Raw genomic sequence first — 17326 nt, forward strand, 5'->3', positions numbered from 1 at the left:
CGCCCGCCTTCACGCCGCTGGTCTCCCCTGCTATGTGTTCGCTTACGTTTTCTGACTTCACCCGCTCTCGCGCACCACCAGCTTGTGCGGCAACAGCACGCCCGGCACGCTCGCGCGCGGGTCCGCGAAACGCCGCAGCAGGAGCCGCGCGGCCGTCTCGCCCAGTTCCCGCATGGGCTGCGCGATTGTCGTGAGCGGCGGGTCGATTTGCGCCGCGAGCGCGATATCGTCGAAACCCACCACGGCGACGTCGTGCGGCACGCGCCGTCCCGCGCCGCGCAGGCCGTTGAGCACGCCCACCGCGAGCGTGTCCGACACCGCGAAAATCGCGTCGGGCGCCTCGTCAGCGGGCAACTGCATGAGCGCGGCGGCGGCCTGCGCGCCCGCGTCGTAGTCGAGGCAGTTGACGTTCACGCGCCAGGCGTCGCGCACCGCGATGCCCGCTTCGGCCAGCGCGTCGCGCCAGCCGTCACGGCGCTGCTGCGCGTAAAGGTAGTGCTCGTCGGAATTGATGAGCGCGACACGTCGCCGTCCCCGCGCGATCAGATGCCGCACGGCGTCGTGCGCGGCCCGGTAGTTGTCGATGCCCACATACGGCACGCCCACGTCCGGATCGAACTCGCAGCAGGCCACCCACGGCAGCGCTGTCGATTCGGCGGCCATCACCTGGTTAGCGTGCTGCACGGTCGCCGGGTCGAGGCAGATCGCCCCGTCCGCGCGATGGCGGCGCAGCAGGTCGAAGTAGCTGCGCTCGCGGCCGGCGTCGGCGCCCGTGTCGCACAGCAGCAGGAAAAAACCGTGCTGGCGCGCCACGCTGTCGATCCCGCGCACGATCTCCGCGTAAAAAGGATTGCCGAAGTCGGGCACCATCGTCAGGAGCAGGCGGCTTTCGGCGGTGCGCAGGTTGCGCGCGAGTTCGTTCACGCGATAGCCGCTCGTCTCGATCTCGGCGAGCACGCGCTCGCGCGTCGCGGCGCGCACGTTCGCATGGCCGTTGAGCACCCGCGAGACCGTCGCCACTGAAACGCCCGCGCGCTGCGCCACCGCCGCGATCGAGCCGCCGCGGGCCGTGGCGGCGGCGGTGTCGGCGCCGGCGTCTTCCTCCTGCGGTTGCGGCGATCGGGACATGCGAGCGGACATGGGCGCAGTGGATCGTGAAAGCGATCGTGAGCGAAAATGTAATCGATTACATTTTTGGTACGAGAACCGCAAAACCGCAAGGCTCACGAAGCCAGGACAAACACCGATCCGTTAATCCCCCCCGGAACGCGCTCCCGTTGCCGGCGGGGCGGCCAGGCCAGAAGCCGGTTTGCTACAATTCTCCGATTGCCCGACGCCCTTTTTGCCGGGCTTTGACACGAACCGATTCCGCCCACAACGCCGACCACAACGCCGAGTCACCATGAACATCGAACAAGCGCGTTTCAACATGATCGAACAGCAGATTCGCCCCTGGGAAGTGCTCGACCAGGACGTGCTGAACCTGCTTTCGATCGTCAAGCGTGAGCATTTCGTCCCCGAGGCCTATACCGCCCTCGCGTTCGCCGACCTCGAACTGCCGCTGCCGAACGGCCAGCACATGCTGGCGCCGCGCGTCGAAGCGCGCGTGCTGCAGGAACTCGCGGTCAAGAAGCACGAGAGCGTGCTGGAAATCGGCGCTGGCTCCGGCTACATGGCGGCGCTGCTCGCGCACCGGGCGCAGAAGGTGCTGACCGTGGAAATCGACACGGAACTCGCCGAATTCGCGCGCGCGAACTTCGTCAAGAACGGCGTGCTGAACGCCGAAGTCGTGGCCGGCGACGGTGCGCGCGGCTGGGCCGCGAATGCGCCGTACGACGTGATCTGCGTCTCGGGCGGCCTGCCGGTCGTGCCGCAGGAACTGCTCGAGCAGCTCAAGGTGGGCGGGCGTCTGGCCGCTTTCGTGGGCGGCGCGCCCGTCATGGAAGCGCAGATCATCACGCGCATCGACGAAAAGCAGTTCCGCATTGCCGGCGTGTTCGAGACCTACGTCGAGCCGCTGCAGAACGCCGTGCATCCGCCGCGCTTCAAGTTCTAAGCGCTGCCAACCTGCCGCATCGCCGGGTTCCATGCACGGCACCCGGCTTACTTACCCGATTGAGTGTTCCATGCAGAATCTGACCGCCCCCGCCCTCGCCGAATGGCTTGCCGACACCGCACGCCAGGCCCCCGTACTGCTCGACGTGCGCGAGCCCTGGGAAATCGAAACGGCAAAAATCGCCGGCAGCATGTCGATCCCCATGCGCGAGATTCCCGCGCGCAGCGAGGAACTGGACGACGAAGCGCAGATCGTCTGCATTTGCCACCACGGCGCGCGCAGCGCCCAGGTGGCGATGTTCCTCGAGTCGCGCGGCTACACGAAGGTGTTCAACCTGCAAGGCGGCATCGACGCCTGGTCGCGTCAGGTCGACCCCAAGGTGCCGACGTACTAAGCAGGCTCACGCCAGCTAGTCAGAAGGGCGCGGCTTAGGCCGCGCCTTTGTCATTTCTGGACCGTCCACGTCGGTCCACTCCGTGCAGCACGAGCGCGGCGCACATGCACAACGATGCAGCGCGCCCTGCCGCACCGGCCGTCCCGCTCCATGCATGTGCGCACTGAGACGATGCAGCGCGCCCGAACATGCATCTCACTGCACCACAATCGCCCGTCCGTTGCGCGCTCACCGATGCGCCCTGCATCGCCGCGCGCCTTATGGCGCAAGCCTCTGGGTTTACCTTCGCGCTGGCACAACGCTTGCAGAAGGGTATGCGCAAGACTGGCCACACACAAACCGGGCGGCGCGCAAGACGATAACGACCACGCGCCACGGCCCACGACTTACTCACGGACAAGAGGCACAAAAATGAAACGTCGCAGTCTGTTGAAACTCGGGACGATGTCGGGCGCACTCGCGGCTGCAGGGCGCATGCCGTTCGCGCACGCGGACACCGGCAGCGGCCCGATCAAGGTCGGCATCCTGCATTCGCTCTCGGGCACGATGGCCATTTCGGAGACCTCACTGAAAGACACGGCGTTGATGACGATTGCGGACATCAACAAGAACGGCGGCGTGATGGGGCGTCAGATCCAGCCCGTGGTGGTCGATCCGGCGTCCAACTGGCCGCTCTTCGCCGAAAAGGCACGCCAGCTCCTGACCCAGGACAAGGTGGCCTGCGTGTTCGGCTGCTGGACCTCCGTGTCGCGCAAGTCGGTGCTGCCGGTGTTCGAGGAACTGAACGGCCTGCTCTACTACCCCGTGCAATATGAAGGGGAGGAAATGTCGCGCAACGTGTTCTACACGGGCGCGGCGCCCAACCAGCAGGCCATTCCCGCAGTGGAATACATCATGAGCGCCGAAGGCGGCGGCGCGAAGCGCTTCTTCCTGCTCGGCACCGACTATGTGTATCCGCGCACGACCAACAAGATCCTGCGCGCGTTCCTGCATTCGAAGGGCGTGCAGGACAGCGATATTCAGGAGGTCTACACGCCGTTCGGCCACAGCGACTATCAGACCATCGTCGCCAACATCAAGACGTTCTCGCAAGGCGGCAAGACCACCGTCATTTCGACCATCAACGGCGACTCGAACGTGCCGTTCTACAAGGAACTCGGCAACCAGGGCATCAAGGCCACCGACGTCCCGGTGGTCGCGTTCTCCGTGGGCGAGGAAGAGTTGCGCGGCATCGATACGAAGCCGCTCGTGGGTCACCTTGCGGCATGGAACTACTTCATGTCGGTGAAGGGCGCGCAAAACACGAAGTTCAAGGACCAGTTCGAGGCGTGGGTGAAGACGAACAACCTGCCCGGCGGCGCCAAGCGCGTGACCAATGATCCGATGGAAGCGACCTTCGTGGGCATCCACATGTGGAAGCAGGCCGTGGAAAAGGCGAAGAGCACGGACGTCGACAAGGTGCGCGTGGCCATGATCGGCCAGACCGTGGCGGCGCCTTCGGGTTTCACGCTCACGATGGACGGCAACCATCACCTGCACAAGCCGGTGATGATCGGCGAGATTCGCGGCGACGGCCAGTTCAACGTGGTGTGGAAGACGAAGACCGCCGTGCGCGCGCAGCCGTGGAGCCCGTTCATCGCCGGCAACGAAGGCAAGCCGGACGTGGTCACCTCGACCACGCTGCCCGCCTTCCTGCGCCGCTCGCGCGTGGCCTGACGTGGTATTCGCGAGCGCCGCGCCGCAGCGTGGCGCGCGCTTGCGTGCTCTGTCTACGGGCCGTGGCAAGCTGTTGCTGTCGTTACGCCGCGGCCCGCACCAACAAGAAAACATCATGGCTCTCTCACTCCCGAGGTACGCGCGCGCGGGCTTGCGCCACGCGCTCGCCGCGGCTGCGCTCTTCACGACGCTATGCACTGGCGCGCACGCACTCGATGCGGCCGACGTCGCCCCGCTCGGCGGCGACGACTTCGACGCGAAATCCGCGGCCATCGACAAGCTCATCGCCACGCACGACGCCGCTTCGCTTGCGCTCCTGAAAGCGCTCGCCGAAGACAACGTCACGGCAACAGATTCCGGCGAAGTGCTCGTGCAGGATGGCGACACTGCACGCGATGCAGCGACGGGCAAGCCCGTCGCCGCAAACGTCGCTTCGAGCGCTCAGCCCATCACGCTGAACAACCTCTTGCGCTCGAAGGTCGCGGGTGCGGTCTCGGGCCTGCAACTCGCCTCGCCCGACCTGGAAACGCGCCGCGCCGCCATCGCCGGGCTGCTGAAAAATCCCGACCCGGCCATGAAGCCGATGATCGACGCCGCGCGCGCGAAAGAAACCGACCCCGCGCTCAAACGGCGTCTCGACACGCTCTGGGCCATGACGGCGCTGCACGATCCGAATGCGGCCACGCGCCTCGAAGCGGCGAAGCTCGTCGCGGCGCGCCACGACCTCGACATGTACGAACTGCTGCGTCCGCTCGTCGCGAAGAACGCGAGCGGCGCGTACAGCGAGCCCGACGCCGAGGTGCGCGCCGCAGCGCAACAGGGCATCGACTCGCTCGACGCCATCCAGCGCCGCAGCGAGATTGCCGGCACGCTGTTCGCGGGCCTTTCGCTCGGCAGCGTGCTGCTGCTCGCGGCGCTCGGTCTCGCCATCACGTATGGGCTCATTGGCGTCATCAACATGGCGCACGGCGAGTTCCTCATGATCGGTGCGTACGCAACCTATGTCGTGCAAACGCTCGTGCAGCGCTATGCGCCCGGCGCGTTCGACTGGTATCCGCTTTTCGCGATCCCCGCTTCGTTCGTCGCCGCAGCGCTCGTGGGCGCCGTGATCGAGCGGCTCGTGATCCGCCACCTCTACGGCCGCCCGCTGGAGACGCTGCTCACCACGTTCGGCATCAGCCTCATTCTCATTCAGGCCACGCGCATGATCTTCGGCGCGCAGAACGTGCAGGTGGAAAATCCCTCGTGGATGAGCGGAGGCGTGACCGTCATGCCCAACCTCATCCTGCCGTACAACCGCCTCGCGATCCTCGCGTTCTCGCTGATCGTGGTGGGCATCGCGTGGACCGTGCTTACGAAAACGCGTCTTGGCCTCTTCGTGCGCGCCGTCACGCAAAACCGCCGCATGGCCGCCTGCGTGGGCGTGCGCACCGCGCGCGTCGATGCGTGGGCCTTCGCGTTTGGCGCGGGCGTAGCGGGCCTCGGCGGCTGTGCGCTTTCGCAGATCGGCAACGTCGGGCCCGATCTCGGCCAGAGCTACATCATCGATTCGTTCATGGCCGTGGTGCTCGGCGGCGTCGGGCAGATCGCGGGCACCGTGATTGGCGGCTTCGGTCTCGGGCTCGTCTCCAAGGCCATCGAGCCGTTCTGGGGCGCCGTGCTTGCGAAGATCGCCGTGCTCGTGCTGATCGTGCTCTTCATCCAGAAGCGTCCGCAGGGGCTTTTCGCCCTCAAGGGCCGCAGCGCGGAGGCATGACATGACGAGCGTGACTTCCACTTCTGCGCGCCATACGCTGGGCGCCCCGCATTCCGAAGGCGATCGCGCCGAAACATTCGCTCTCGGCTTGCCCGCGCGTCCTGCCCTCCTCTCGCCGCGCGCCTGGCTTGCGCTCATCGTCCTGATCCTCGTAATCGGCTTAGGTGTGCCGCTTTGCGCGCTGGTGCTGCCGCAATCGAGCGCGCTGCATCTTTCCGCCTATGCGATGACGCTCGTCGGCAAGCTCATGTGCTACGCGATCGCCGCGCTCGCGCTCGATCTCGTGTGGGGTTACTGCGGCATTCTGAGCCTCGGCCACGGTCTCTTTTTCGCGCTGGGCGGCTACGCCATCGGCATGTACCTCATGCGCGAGATCGGTCACGACGGCAAGTACGGCAGCGACCTGCCCGACTTCATGGTGTTTCTCGACTGGCACGCGCTGCCGTGGTACTGGCAAGGCACGGAGCATCTCTGGTATGCACTCGCGCTCGTCGTGCTCGCGCCCGCCGTGGTCGCCTGGGTGTTCGGCTTCTTCACGTTCCGCTCGCGCGTGAAAGGCGTGTACCTCTCGATCATCACGCAGGCCATGACGTTCGCCGCGATGCTGCTCTTCTACCGCAACGAAACGGGCTTCGGCGGCAATAACGGCTTCACCGACTTCAAGCGCATCGCGGGCATGCCGATCACGCATCCGGGCACGCGCACCGTGCTGTTCCTGCTGACGTTCGCCGTGCTCGTGCTCGCGTTTCTCGGCGCGCGGGCCATCGTCACCTCGAAGCTCGGGCGTGTAGTCACCGCCGTGCGCGACGGCGAAACGCGCCTCATGTTTCTTGGCTACAGCCCGCTCGGCTACAAGCTGTTCGTGTGGACCGTCTCGGCCGTCCTGTGCGGCATCGCGGGCGCGCTCTACGTGCCGCAGGTCGGCATCATCAACCCGAGTGAGATGTCGCCTGGCAACTCGATCGAAATGGCGATCTGGGTGGCTGTGGGCGGACGCGGCACGCTCATCGGACCGATCATCGGCGCGTTCGCCGTGAACGGCGCAAAGAGCTTCTTCACCGCGCATTTCGCGGAGTACTGGCTGTTCTTCCTCGGCCTGATGTTCGTGCTCGTGCCGCTGCTTCTGCCCAACGGCATCATGGGTCTCATCGAACTCATCCGGAACCGGATCACCACGCGGAGCGAACGCCCATGAACGGACATAGCGTGATCAGCGACCCGCTCAACCACAACCCCTTCGACGACGCACTCAAGTACGACGAGATTGCCCTCTCTGGGGTGGCCGATCTAGGACACGTGGTCGAACCCGGTGTGATCGATACTTCGCACGGCACGATCCTCTATCTGGAAGACGTGACCGTGAGCTTCGACGGCTTTCGTGCGCTCAACAAGCTCACGCTCACGATCGACGTGGGCGAATTGCGCTGCGTGATCGGCCCGAACGGCGCGGGCAAAACGACGATGATGGACGTCATCACCGGCAAGACCGCGCCCGATTCGGGCAAGGTGTTCCTCGGGCAGACGCTCGACCTCACGCGTATGAACGAGCCCGCCATCGCGCGCGCGGGCATTGGTCGCAAGTTTCAGAAGCCCACGGTGTTCGAGCAGCATCCCGTATGGGAGAACCTCGAACTCGCGATGAAGGCCGACAAGGGCTGGTTCGCCACATTGCGCGCGCGCTTGGGGCGCGACGCGCAGGCGAAGATCGAGGAAACGCTCGAAGTGATTCGCCTCGAAAGCGACGCGCGTCGCCTTGCGGGCGAGCTTTCGCACGGCCAGAAGCAGCGGCTCGAAATCGGCATGCTGCTCATGCAAAAGCCGCAACTGCTGCTGCTCGACGAGCCCGCCGCCGGCATGACCGACGACGAAACCATGGAGCTCGCCACGCTGCTCAACCGCTTGCGCGGCAGCTGCTCGATGATGGTGGTCGAGCACGACATGGAGTTCGTCGCGGCGCTCGCGGGAGAAACGGGCCGCGTGACGGTGATGGCCGAGGGCAGCGTGCTCGCGCACGGCTCGCTCGACGAAGTCAAGCGCGACGAAGCGGTGATCGAATCGTATCTGGGCCGCTAGGTCCGCATCGACATTATCAGCCATGCTAACTATCGAATCGCTGAACCAGTACTACGGTGGCAGCCACATCCTGCGCAACGTCTCGATGACGGTGCCCGAGGGCGAACTCACCGTGCTGCTCGGCCGCAACGGCGTGGGCAAGACCACGCTGCTGCGCTGCCTCATGGGCGTCGTGCCCACGAAGAACGGCTCGATCGCCTGGCGCGGCGAGGCGCTCACGAAGATGCCCACGCATGCGCGTGTGGCACACGGCCTCGCTTACGTGCCGCAAGGGCGCGACATCTTTCCGCGCCTGAGCGTCGAAGAGAATCTGCTGGTCGGTGCGGCGAGCAGGAAACGCATGCCCTCTGGCGTGCCCGCGCATATCTACGAACTCTTTCCCGTGCTCAAGGACATGAAGGCGCGGCGCGGCGGCGATCTCTCTGGCGGCCAGCAGCAGCAGCTCGCCATTGGCCGCGCGCTGATGAGCGATCCGCAGTTGCTGATACTCGATGAGCCGACTGAAGGCATCCAGCCTTCGATCATCCAGGACATCGGCCGGACGTTGCGGCGACTGGTGGAAGAGATGCACATGACGGTGTTGCTGGTCGAGCAGTATTACGACTTCGCCAAGGCCATTGCGGACCGCTACTGGGTGATGAGCCGCGGCGAAATCGTGGCCGGCGGTGCGGGCGCGAGCATGGATGCGGATGGGGTGCGGGAGTTGATCGCGGTTTGAAGCCTGGAATTGGCGACCCGCCGCCACAACGAATGCCGGGCAGCCTGACGAACGTTCTACGTAGATCTGCCGGGACCGGGCGGCGCTCGTCGCCCCTGAACCGCCCTTCAGGCACATTCAAAGTCGAGGCGGCTTCCGAAGCGCAACAGCCCGCTGGTTGTGCGCTGCGCATCTGGCGTTATGAAAGAACATATTCGAATTTTTCAATCATCTGGTCGACAAGATTCGTGTCGATACTTTTCTTGTTGGGAACGATGAACAGGCACTGTCGGCCGAATGTGTCGGCGCGAGAAATGAAGTCCTCGACTATATGATAATGGGGACGATTTGTGTAATCGTCGAAGATAATTTTCGTTCCTTCATTGGACAATTTTAGTGTTGTTAAAAAACATAGAACGCGAAACCGGCCGTCAATAAGAACGATGTCGGGGTTCTGATGATTTACCCATGGAGCATTGGCGTATCTAAGAAAATTTTCCCTTTTTTGGTAATTGATTGGAGCGCCCCATTTCCCCAGTTCGCCGCAATCTACCCACTCAATTGTGGCATCTTTCCCGTCAATTCTATTTCCCACATAGTCAATCCATTCTTTGCTCGTGTCTATGCTATGAATTTTTGCGTTGGTATTCTCTGCTACCCAAATCGTGCTTTCTCCGCAGCCGTACTCGAAATAGAGGTTCGATGAGGCCGTGAGTCGCTTGAACATTGCGTCATCGCCATCGAAAAGAACCTTCTTCTTTTCGGGGGATAGCAATTTCCTGGCTCCAATGGCAATCAGAGGGGGAGTGATAAGTTTAAGGCATTTAATTGCTGACATTGTTGTCTCCATTCATAATTTGAGACAATAGAAATCCATCAATTTGGGTGGTGCAGTTTCCGAATAACCTTTAACGAACGCTTTCAGAAAAGTTTACGATTTCCTGTCTGTTACGCCGCGAACGTTTCCCCCATGACCATGCAGGACATACAGGCGATTTTCTGTGGCTTTTCGCACAGTAGTGCCACTAACCAGGGATCCGCGCAGGCAGGCGCCATCTCCCCGGTCCGCCCTTCCTGGCGTTGGGCTTAGCTGCGAGTTTCGCGGCGACATGTCTGGGGACTACGCACGCGCTGGCACACGCCGTGCGCACGGCGGCTTTTCGGTCTGCGATGCGTTGCGTCCCCGCTCTATCCCTTGTTGAACACACTTAAAACACGCGAGGTCATTTTCGCGGCCAGAACCAGCAGCGCGCCGAACACGCTGTAGTCGACGTGATGCATGACTTCGGCCAGATAGAAAACGGATAGCGCAATGATCGGGTGGTACATCGCACGGCTTATCAGGCGTTTCATCGGTATCTCACGCTATCGCATTGCCCGAAGCGGTAAGCCACTGTGTGTGAACCGACTCGCGCAACTTGGGTGAATCGAAGAATTTTCAGCGACCGAGGAAGACTTGATTGCGAAGTGCGGTTGACGCGGACCAGTGATGTTCCCTTCCTGTGATTCACTCTGCCTGCGGCAAGCCATTGCCGTCCTGCCCGTACGTCGGTCTTTTTTGACCGATCGTCCATTTCTCCATTTCTCGCCGAAACATCGTCCGCGATCCGTGGTTTGCGCGGTTGCATGGCAAGCGGCTAGACACGCGAAGCACTTCATTAAGCATATCGAAATCATCGGTAAGCAAACTGTCATCGAACGAAGCTGCGGGTATAAGATGTAGCGCTTGGCCCTGGTGACGAACGATCGGCGGCCAGATTGATCACCCAGGAAAAACGCATTTCACGCGAGCGATCCATGGATGCTGTCTCCGATGTTCTGCGCGCTATTCGTCTGAGCGGCGCCGTGTTTCTGAACGGGACATTCACTGCGCCGTGGTGTCTGATCGGCCGCGCCGATGCAACGCTCTGCGGCGCCTATTTGCCGGCTTCCGAGCGGGTCGTTTCCTATCATCTGGTCGTCGAGGGGAATTGCTGGGTGACGCTGTCCGACGATCCGGGCTCGGCTATTTACGTTCATGCCGGAGAACTGATCGTGGTGCCTCAGGGCGAAACACACATCATTGGCAGTGCAATCGATCTCTCACCCGTGCCGTCGGACTCACTGCTCGCCACGGAGATGGCGTCGGCACCGGGCGAAGTGATGGCGTTGTCCCATGGCGGCGGTGGCTCGGTCACGCGCCTTGTGTGCGGTTTTCTGGCTTGCGACGATACGTTGAACAACCCGCTGCTCTCGTCGCTGCCGCGACTCTTCAAGATCGACATGCGCCAGGATCCGCGCGCGGCATGGCTCGAGTCGTCGCTCGAACTTGCAGCCGCTGAAGCAGCCGAATCACGCGCCGGCGGCACGATTGTGCTTGCCAGGCTATCGGAGCTGCTGTTCGTCGAGGCGATTCGCAGCTGTATTGAAGCGCTACCTGAGAACCAGACCGGGTGGCTTGCCGGCGTGCGTGATCGCTACGTTGGACGCGCGCTCTCGTTGCTTCATGCCCAGGCGGCGCATCCCTGGACCGTCGACGAGCTTGCGCGCAAAGTGGGCCTGTCGCGTTCCGCGCTGGCACAACGCTTTGCCGACCTTCTCGGGCAACCGCCCATGCAGTACCTCGCGAGATGGCGCATGCAGATTGCGGCGCACGAACTTCTGACCGGCAGCAAGCCGCTCACCGCTGTTGCGGAACAAATTGGCTATGAGTCGGAAGCCGCGTTCAGCCGCGCGTTCAGACGCGAATTCGGCATGCCGCCCGCAGGCTGGCGCAAGAGCAAAGAAAAAGCTGGCGACGTGGCCGCATAAGCGCAGCACCCGGAACATACGAGCGGTGTTGCGGCCCTACCGTTCCATTGGCGTATCGCTCGAAACGCGGTGCGCTCCGAAGCGCATCGTCTGCTTCGCGTTGTGCATCAATGAGCCAAACCGGCGTTTCAGTCATGTCGTTCGGCGGCTCGATCATGGAAGTTCAAGACTCCCAATCGTAAATTGAGCGTGCCGGCTGCCAGAACATTGGACTGGCTATGCCGGGTGAACCGACACTCAACGCGGGACCGCCTCACGGTCCATATCTGGAGAACTTCCATGAACGCAGTATTGCGCCCGTCCGATCGTGATCGCTACGCCCGATGCATTCGAGCCTCGAAAATGGTCAATTGGGACATCGATCGTGACGTGATTGGCGGACGCGCCTTCGACATGTCGCAGAAGTATTTGCCAGACGGTCTCTCGCTGGTGCCGGATTTCACCATGCTCTCGGAGAACGAGAAGCGCTTCGTCAGCCAGATTCAGGGGCGCACCTACGCGAACGTGTTCGGGCTGGTAGAGCGCTTCATCAACGCCAAGGTTCTCGAGGTGAGCCGTGACTACTGGCTAGGTGATCAGGTGGCGCTCGAAGCGCTCGTGCGCTTCAGCGACGAAGAGCTCAAGCACCAGGAACTGTTCCGGCGCATCGAGAAAATGATCGGCGAGACGCTGCCTGCCGGTTATCGCTTCGACGTGGATCCCGATGCGGTTGCCTCGGTAGTGCTCGGCAAGAGCACGTGGGCCGTGCAGGCCATGACGCTGCATATCGAACTCTTCACGCAAATTCACTACCGCCAGAGCATTCATCCTGACGATCAGTTATCCGAACTTTTCAGGAATGTATTTCTTTACCACTGGAAGGAAGAAAGTCAGCACGCAATTCTCGACGAACTCGAATGGAAGCGGCACGACGCCACGCTGACGGCTGCGGAGCGCGACCAGGCGATCAATGAATTCATCGAACTGGTCGTGGCGATCGACGGCATTTTGCGCGTGCAGGCGGCAGCGGACTCGCGGTATTTCATTGCGAACTGCGGGCGTACCGTCGACCAGCCTGAAGCCACCTCGATCGAAGCGAGTTTCCATCACGCATACCGGTGGCAGTACATCCATTCCGGCATGCATCATCCCCATTTCGCGCAAGTGCTGGATCGGCTCGTCTCCGAAGAGCAGGGGATGCGTATCCGGGCCGCGCTCGCCACGCTGCACTAAGCGAGGTGCGGCATGAGCGCAGCACTTAACCTGAAGGAGAGCAGCATGAATGCCAATGTACAGTTGAATGACGCGCACATCGTCAACGGACTCAACGTCGACGATCTGCGTGCGCTGATTGAAGACGTCAGGCGCGATGCCTCGAAAGCCGCGACCCGTTGGCGGGTCGCAACCGCCTGGCTGGGCCAGGCGCACAGCCGCGCGGCGGTCGAAGGGTTTTCAATGGGTGGCCAGCAGGTGCCGCGCCGCTTCACGATCGATATCGACGAGCCTTGCGAACTCGGCGGTTCGAACCGGTTTGCAAATCCTCAAGAGCATCTGATTGCCGCCTTGAACGCATGCATGACGGTGGGCTATGTCGCTCAGTGCGCCCTTCGCGGGCTCACGCTGCAATCGCTCGAGATCGAAACCGAGGGCGATATCGACCTGAGGGGGTTTCTCGGACTCGACCCGCAGATCGCGAACGGCTACGAGTGTTTGCGCTACACCGTTCGTATCAGGGGAAGCGGGACCAGGGAGCAATTCGCGCAAGTGCATGACGCGGTGATGGCAACGTCGCCGAACGTCTACAACCTCGCGAATGCGGTTGGTTTGAAGTCGACGCTCGTAGTCGAGTGAACGGCCGACTTGCGTCGCGGTTTGAAGGGCATCAGAGGCAGCTTCCGTCCAAGCCTATGCGCCGCCATCCTGGCTTTTGCGAACGAGACAGGATGGCGCGCAAGTTATTGAGTGATGAAGCCTTCACCACGCGGCAATCGCGCTACCGCCGCGGCACGCCGTCGCGCCATTCGCCCCAGTGCGTGACGATGTCCTGCACGAGCGGATTGCCCGTGAGGAACAGATTGTCGATCGCAATAGTGAAGCCACCCTGCGACGCGTAGTTGAGCAGATTGTCCGCGCTCGATTGGCCCGCGTATGGCCGGTCGAAGTCCGAGCCAGCGCGCAGCACCGCGACACGGTTCAGGTCGACGCGATGCGTGCTTGCCGCGCGCGTGAGCGCCTCGTAGGTGGCGTTGTCCTCCTGCTGCGTCGTGCAATAGGTGCCCTTGCCGTCAGTCAGGATCTTCGTCCATTGGCGCGCGCGCTCGCCGAGGTCGGTGCCCGACCACCAGGTGTCGCCCGCGAGCGTGTCGCACTGGAGCACGGTCGGCGGACGGTTCGCGGGCGCATAGCCGTACTTGGCGCGGGCGGCTTGCGCCTGTGCATCGTCGCTCAGCGTCACGTTGCGCGAGAGCGCGAATGCCGCGTTCGAGAGCGCCGGATTGAGCTGGAACACTTCCGTGCGATAGTCGAGCGGCGGCTTTTGCGTCGGGCTCGTCGTGTTGATGCCGAGATAGCCGGTGTTCCAGCCCGCCGGAATTTCGCGCCCGTCGATTTCCCACTGGATGCCAAAGTCGACGAGCCAGTTCGCCCAGGCAGCGGAACCGACCGTCCCCTGCTGCGGATCGATACCGGCGATGCCGGCCACCATGAAGTACGTATGTCGCAAGTCGAAACGAGGCGAGAACGTCAGCGCCATGATCGACGCGGCGGCATTCGCGTGCCCCATGCCCGTCGTCATCACGCAGACGTCCTGACGATTGCAGTGCACGGTCGGGTAGTCAGGAGACAGCCCCGCGACCGTGATGTCCTGCCACGGTCCGAGATGATCGAGCCACACCTGGCCTTCCGGTCCGAACATCGAAATGATCATCACCTTGACCGCACGGCCATGCGAGCCGCCGTCGTCCTGCGAGACGCTGTCGTCGGCATGCGCGATGCATGGCGCAACGGCCGCGCCGGCCACGAGCAACGATGAAATCACTGCACCACAAGCACGATTTAGCATAAGAGGCCCCACCTTATGGAAGAACTGCGGTTGCGAAACGTGAATCGCGTGCCGTGTTGTCGACTGACGTTGTGCTTTTTATCGGCGTGCAGCGTGGGACCTGGGCGTGAGCCGTTCAGGTGGAGGTGAGTATAAGCGGAGAAAATAAAATGGTTCTTCGCGAATTTCCGGGGAGACTGATTGCAGACAGGCTGGCCGCTATGAGGTGTCGAGCCAAGCCGTCGCTTCGGGCCAGCGTCGCTTCTCCCGAATATCCTCGCCGACGTTTGACCTTCCGAGCTTCGCCGCAGAGTGTACCAATTACGAGTGACGCAACGCGATGTAGGTCGCTATCGAAACCACGAACACAATCGCCGCAGTGTAGAAGATCGCATCCGTACGGAGCACGTCGAGCCTCGTGGGTTGCGTGTCATCCTCGCTGTCCAGATTCCAGTAGTCGTAGATAGATTTTCGCGGCCCGGCGATATTGATGATCAGCACTGCGCCCGAAAATACGATCAGCGCAGCGAGCAGCAGAAATGTGGATGTCGACATAGTTACTGGACCAACCATGTGTTGAATTCGTCGAGTTCGTCCTGGTAGACATCGTTCAGAGCCTCACCTGCCATTCCGCCGAGACTGCTGCCGATATAGACCAACGCAACGGCGCACACGGGCTCTGCCGGGCCGCAAATGAACGAAACTCCGAATCCAGCAAGTCCACCGCCCAACATCCCGCCGGCAATGATGCTGCCCTGGCGCGCAGCTTCCCGCACCTTGTCCTTGGCGTTGATTATGCTGTCTGCCGCGAGAAGGGCTGTAATGATGAGAAACACCTTTCCCCGCACTTGCAAATTGCGGACCTTAGTGTTGACGGTCGCGTTGGAACGGCCGGCTGATTCGATCACCGAGTAGTAGATCTTGCTACGCTCGGCTTCGCTCAGCGTGTTGAACGGCCTCCCGAACTGCTTCTGGGCATACTTGTCCAAATAATAGTCGAATCCGCGCGAGGTCAGCTTCAAGCGTTCAGCCTCCGCAACGCCGACGGATGACGTGTATTTCCGATATTCGACAAAGAGTTGATCACGCATGCGATTGCAGTATTCGGCACCTTCTTTCACGGACATCGTGCCGTTTGCGACTTCGTTTCGAACCTCGTCAGAGATTGCTTTCACGTGTGCGCCGTATCGTTGACGCGTGTTCGCATCCTTGATGGCGTCCGCGCCGAACTTGGTAGCAGCGGCTTCCCAGTTGGTAATCGCGGCATCAAGGATGCCGCTACCGAGATCGTGCTTTTGCTGCACGCTATAGTTGCCCGTGAAGGTGGGCGTCGCCGTTTGTGTGTCGGACATCGCTTATCCCAACATCGCGCCCATCAGGTCGCCGAGCACGGAACCTGACGCGGCGTCGCCTTTGTTTTGCAGAATCTCAACTCGTGTGCAAGGACTGCTGGTCTCCCTTGCAAACCTGATGGCGTTGTTCGCGTCGAACGTCCCATGCTCGACGGTGCCGTCCGCGAAATGCGCAGCGCATTGAAGTCCTTCACAATTGCCTTTCTCCGACAGGGCGAACTTGATCCAGTGGGGACTGGTCGACGCCCCGATCGGCAGTCCATTTGGACCAAATCCCATGCTCGCCAATGCGTTCGAGTCGAACGACTCGACCATGCTCGACTGAGACGCGATCATCGTCGGCTGCGGGTCGCATTTGCACGCGCAAAGGTCGCGTTCGAGCGCGCGGTCTTTCCCCATCATTTTCATCGGCAAGCGTGGACCGGTGGCGACGATGTGCCCAATGGAGTGGCATGACGGACAGTTCACTTTCGCACCAACGAAGGTGATTTCTGTCCCTTCGTGGGAGCAGAACGGAATCCCTTCGATCACCACGCCGTTTGCGGTGGACTTGTCGCCGACCTTCAAATAGCTGCGCTTCATTCTCGACCTCTATGGAAGGTCGTAACAAATACCGCAACCGGGCGCGAAAGTCGACAGGTATCGTCGGACGATAACCTGCGCTTTATCCGTTTCGCATAAAGCCGAATAGGGGGACGCCGGAGTTCCCTTCATGAGATTAAACGCCCCGCTCGCCCGCAAGATGACTTGCTAGCCATTGTTTCATCATCGGTATGCGCTTGGTCATCCCCTACGCTACGACCTGATCGCGCTGTAGAAGTTGGCTGGCGTAGTCGCGTAGAACAGCCCGCAATTGGCCCCCCTTCCTTGTCGGGCCACGTTGTAGAAGATCTCCCACTGTTTCAGTTCATTGACCAGACCGTTGTTGAGCTGCATGGAGTAGCCCAGAACCAGTATTTTCCTGCAGTTGCAGGATCAAGCGCTAGCTGCAGATCGAGCGTTCCCGTGTCGAGCGCAACGATGCGTGAATGAACTTCTTTCTCGCTTCCAAATTCCCTTGCGACTTCGCATACATGTCCAACAGAGCGACGCCAGGCCGAAGGCAAAATAAAATTCATCGAGGATTACCGGGAAACGCGGCCCGGATCTTGAGGAAGAAGTATTCCTCGTCGCCGTACCCGTAAGCTCTGCGCTTGATGACCTTGATCGTTTTGTTGATCCCTTCAACGACGCTCGTATCGAGTGGGTGGCGGCAGCGCGCCAAGATTCCATGACAGTAGCCTCGCAGGAGCCGGGCGAACAGTTGAAGGGAAGCGAGCCTTGCTCACCGGCTTCAGGTATAGCAACTGCGTATGACCTTCGTCTTGCGGCCATTCCACACGTTCGAGCCGATTCGTCGAGCAACGCAGCGCCTGAAGTGACTTGCGATCAAGCAACGCTGCCTCCTGACCTCCACAAAGTCAGGTCTCACGT

18 protein-coding genes and 1 pseudogene are annotated in these 17326 nt (G+C 61.7%); 10 read left to right on the forward strand and 9 right to left on the reverse strand.

Annotated features, from left to right (window positions below):
- Positions 1-57: 57 nt before the first annotated feature.
- The gene (locus VSR72_RS09465) at positions 58-1128 is read right to left on the reverse strand and encodes a LacI family DNA-binding transcriptional regulator (RefSeq protein ID WP_342952123.1); all 1071 of its coding nucleotides are present in this window, start codon (positions 1126-1128) and stop codon (positions 58-60) included.
- A 274-nt stretch (positions 1129-1402) separates the two neighbouring features.
- On the opposite strand from VSR72_RS09465, the gene VSR72_RS09470 reads away from it, so the two are divergent.
- The 7 genes from VSR72_RS09470 (at position 1403) to urtE (ending at position 8713) form a co-directional block, all read left to right on the forward strand.
- Entirely contained in the window at positions 1403-2056 is a 654-nt protein-coding gene (locus VSR72_RS09470; RefSeq protein WP_342952124.1) for a protein-L-isoaspartate O-methyltransferase, read from the forward strand.
- 70 nt (positions 2057-2126) lie between these two features.
- A complete protein-coding gene (locus VSR72_RS09475; RefSeq protein ID WP_342952125.1) occupies positions 2127-2450 on the forward strand; it encodes a rhodanese-like domain-containing protein in 324 nt (107 codons plus the stop codon).
- A gap of 411 nt (positions 2451-2861) precedes the next feature.
- Positions 2862-4166, forward strand: coding sequence for an urea ABC transporter substrate-binding protein (gene urtA / locus VSR72_RS09480; protein WP_342952126.1), 1305 nt, complete (start codon positions 2862-2864; stop codon positions 4164-4166).
- A 115-nt stretch (positions 4167-4281) separates the two neighbouring features.
- The gene (gene urtB / locus VSR72_RS09485) at positions 4282-5922 is read left to right on the forward strand and encodes an urea ABC transporter permease subunit UrtB (protein ID WP_342952127.1); all 1641 of its coding nucleotides are present in this window, start codon (positions 4282-4284) and stop codon (positions 5920-5922) included.
- Position 5923: 1 nt separating this feature from the next.
- Positions 5924-7117: an urea ABC transporter permease subunit UrtC gene (urtC, locus tag VSR72_RS09490; protein ID WP_342952128.1), complete on the forward strand. Its 1194-nt coding sequence runs from the start codon at positions 5924-5926 to the stop codon at positions 7115-7117.
- Positions 7114-7995 (forward strand): urea ABC transporter ATP-binding protein UrtD, encoded by an 882-nt coding sequence (urtD, locus tag VSR72_RS09495; RefSeq protein WP_342952129.1) that lies wholly within the window; start codon positions 7114-7116, stop codon positions 7993-7995. The genes urtC and urtD overlap by 4 nt, the downstream gene beginning before the upstream one ends.
- A gap of 22 nt (positions 7996-8017) precedes the next feature.
- Positions 8018-8713 (forward strand): urea ABC transporter ATP-binding subunit UrtE, encoded by a 696-nt coding sequence (gene urtE / locus VSR72_RS09500; RefSeq protein WP_342952130.1) that lies wholly within the window; start codon positions 8018-8020, stop codon positions 8711-8713.
- A gap of 178 nt (positions 8714-8891) precedes the next feature.
- Here the strand turns inward: urtE and VSR72_RS09505 are convergent, their stop codons facing one another.
- Positions 8892-9530 (reverse strand): hypothetical protein, encoded by a 639-nt coding sequence (locus VSR72_RS09505; RefSeq protein ID WP_342952131.1) that lies wholly within the window; start codon positions 9528-9530, stop codon positions 8892-8894.
- 350 nt (positions 9531-9880) lie between these two features.
- Entirely contained in the window at positions 9881-10045 is a 165-nt protein-coding gene (locus tag VSR72_RS09510; protein ID WP_342952132.1) for a hypothetical protein, read from the reverse strand.
- Positions 10046-10489: 444 nt separating this feature from the next.
- On the opposite strand from VSR72_RS09510, the gene VSR72_RS09515 reads away from it, so the two are divergent.
- From VSR72_RS09515 to VSR72_RS09525, 3 genes are all read left to right on the forward strand, one after another.
- Positions 10490-11482, forward strand: a complete 993-nt coding sequence (locus VSR72_RS09515) for an AraC family transcriptional regulator (RefSeq protein ID WP_342952133.1) — start codon at positions 10490-10492, stop codon at positions 11480-11482.
- 279 nt (positions 11483-11761) lie between these two features.
- Positions 11762-12694 (forward strand): hypothetical protein, encoded by a 933-nt coding sequence (locus VSR72_RS09520; protein ID WP_342952134.1) that lies wholly within the window; start codon positions 11762-11764, stop codon positions 12692-12694.
- A 45-nt stretch (positions 12695-12739) separates the two neighbouring features.
- Positions 12740-13312, forward strand: coding sequence for an OsmC family protein (locus VSR72_RS09525; protein WP_342952135.1), 573 nt, complete (start codon positions 12740-12742; stop codon positions 13310-13312).
- A 142-nt stretch (positions 13313-13454) separates the two neighbouring features.
- Here VSR72_RS09525 and VSR72_RS09530 read toward each other — a convergent pair whose 3' ends face one another.
- The 6 genes and pseudogenes from VSR72_RS09530 to VSR72_RS09555 form a co-directional block, all read right to left on the reverse strand.
- A complete protein-coding gene (locus VSR72_RS09530; RefSeq protein WP_342952136.1) occupies positions 13455-14522 on the reverse strand; it encodes a purine nucleoside permease in 1068 nt (355 codons plus the stop codon).
- A 300-nt stretch (positions 14523-14822) separates the two neighbouring features.
- The gene (locus tag VSR72_RS09535) at positions 14823-15056 is read right to left on the reverse strand and encodes a hypothetical protein (RefSeq protein WP_342952137.1); all 234 of its coding nucleotides are present in this window, start codon (positions 15054-15056) and stop codon (positions 14823-14825) included.
- A 2-nt stretch (positions 15057-15058) separates the two neighbouring features.
- Positions 15059-15853 (reverse strand): hypothetical protein, encoded by a 795-nt coding sequence (locus VSR72_RS09540; protein ID WP_342952138.1) that lies wholly within the window; start codon positions 15851-15853, stop codon positions 15059-15061.
- 3 nt (positions 15854-15856) lie between these two features.
- A complete protein-coding gene (locus tag VSR72_RS09545) occupies positions 15857-16435 on the reverse strand; it encodes a PAAR domain-containing protein (protein WP_342952139.1) in 579 nt (192 codons plus the stop codon).
- Positions 16436-16755: 320 nt separating this feature from the next.
- Positions 16756-16971: a hypothetical protein gene (locus tag VSR72_RS09550; RefSeq protein WP_342952140.1), complete on the reverse strand. Its 216-nt coding sequence runs from the start codon at positions 16969-16971 to the stop codon at positions 16756-16758.
- Positions 16968-17186: pseudogene (locus VSR72_RS09555) on the reverse strand (transposase); the annotation flags it as partial. The gene VSR72_RS09550 and the pseudogene VSR72_RS09555, both read right to left, overlap by 4 nt.
- Positions 17187-17326: the final 140 nt, after the last annotated feature.

It is taken from the genome of Paraburkholderia sp. JHI869 (assembly GCF_038900775.1).
Taxonomy (GTDB): Bacteria; Pseudomonadota; Gammaproteobacteria; order Burkholderiales; family Burkholderiaceae; genus Paraburkholderia.

What these genes read in the sequence shown, in the direction of transcription:
- VSR72_RS09530 (WP_342952136.1), bottom strand. Translation starts at nt 14,522, where the DNA reads ATGCTAAATCGTGCTTGTGGTGCAGTGATTTCATCGTTGCTCGTGGCC.
- urtE (WP_342952130.1), top strand. Translation starts at nt 8,018, where the DNA reads ATGCTAACTATCGAATCGCTGAACCAGTACTACGGTGGCAGCCACATC.
- urtA (WP_342952126.1), top strand. Translation starts at nt 2,862, where the DNA reads ATGAAACGTCGCAGTCTGTTGAAACTCGGGACGATGTCGGGCGCACTC.
- urtD (WP_342952129.1), top strand. Translation starts at nt 7,114, where the DNA reads ATGAACGGACATAGCGTGATCAGCGACCCGCTCAACCACAACCCCTTC.
- VSR72_RS09470 (WP_342952124.1), top strand. Translation starts at nt 1,403, where the DNA reads ATGAACATCGAACAAGCGCGTTTCAACATGATCGAACAGCAGATTCGC.
- VSR72_RS09550 (WP_342952140.1), bottom strand. Translation starts at nt 16,971, where the DNA reads ATGAATTTTATTTTGCCTTCGGCCTGGCGTCGCTCTGTTGGACATGTA.
- VSR72_RS09505 (WP_342952131.1), bottom strand. Translation starts at nt 9,530, where the DNA reads ATGTCAGCAATTAAATGCCTTAAACTTATCACTCCCCCTCTGATTGCC.
- VSR72_RS09510 (WP_342952132.1), bottom strand. Translation starts at nt 10,045, where the DNA reads ATGAAACGCCTGATAAGCCGTGCGATGTACCACCCGATCATTGCGCTA.
- VSR72_RS09475 (WP_342952125.1), top strand. Translation starts at nt 2,127, where the DNA reads ATGCAGAATCTGACCGCCCCCGCCCTCGCCGAATGGCTTGCCGACACC.
- urtB (WP_342952127.1), top strand. Translation starts at nt 4,282, where the DNA reads ATGGCTCTCTCACTCCCGAGGTACGCGCGCGCGGGCTTGCGCCACGCG.
- VSR72_RS09525 (WP_342952135.1), top strand. Translation starts at nt 12,740, where the DNA reads ATGAATGCCAATGTACAGTTGAATGACGCGCACATCGTCAACGGACTC.
- VSR72_RS09540 (WP_342952138.1), bottom strand. Translation starts at nt 15,853, where the DNA reads ATGTCCGACACACAAACGGCGACGCCCACCTTCACGGGCAACTATAGC.
- VSR72_RS09545 (WP_342952139.1), bottom strand. Translation starts at nt 16,435, where the DNA reads ATGAAGCGCAGCTATTTGAAGGTCGGCGACAAGTCCACCGCAAACGGC.
- VSR72_RS09515 (WP_342952133.1), top strand. Translation starts at nt 10,490, where the DNA reads ATGGATGCTGTCTCCGATGTTCTGCGCGCTATTCGTCTGAGCGGCGCC.
- VSR72_RS09535 (WP_342952137.1), bottom strand. Translation starts at nt 15,056, where the DNA reads ATGTCGACATCCACATTTCTGCTGCTCGCTGCGCTGATCGTATTTTCG.
- VSR72_RS09520 (WP_342952134.1), top strand. Translation starts at nt 11,762, where the DNA reads ATGAACGCAGTATTGCGCCCGTCCGATCGTGATCGCTACGCCCGATGC.
- urtC (WP_342952128.1), top strand. Translation starts at nt 5,924, where the DNA reads ATGACGAGCGTGACTTCCACTTCTGCGCGCCATACGCTGGGCGCCCCG.
- VSR72_RS09465 (WP_342952123.1), bottom strand. Translation starts at nt 1,128, where the DNA reads ATGTCCCGATCGCCGCAACCGCAGGAGGAAGACGCCGGCGCCGACACC.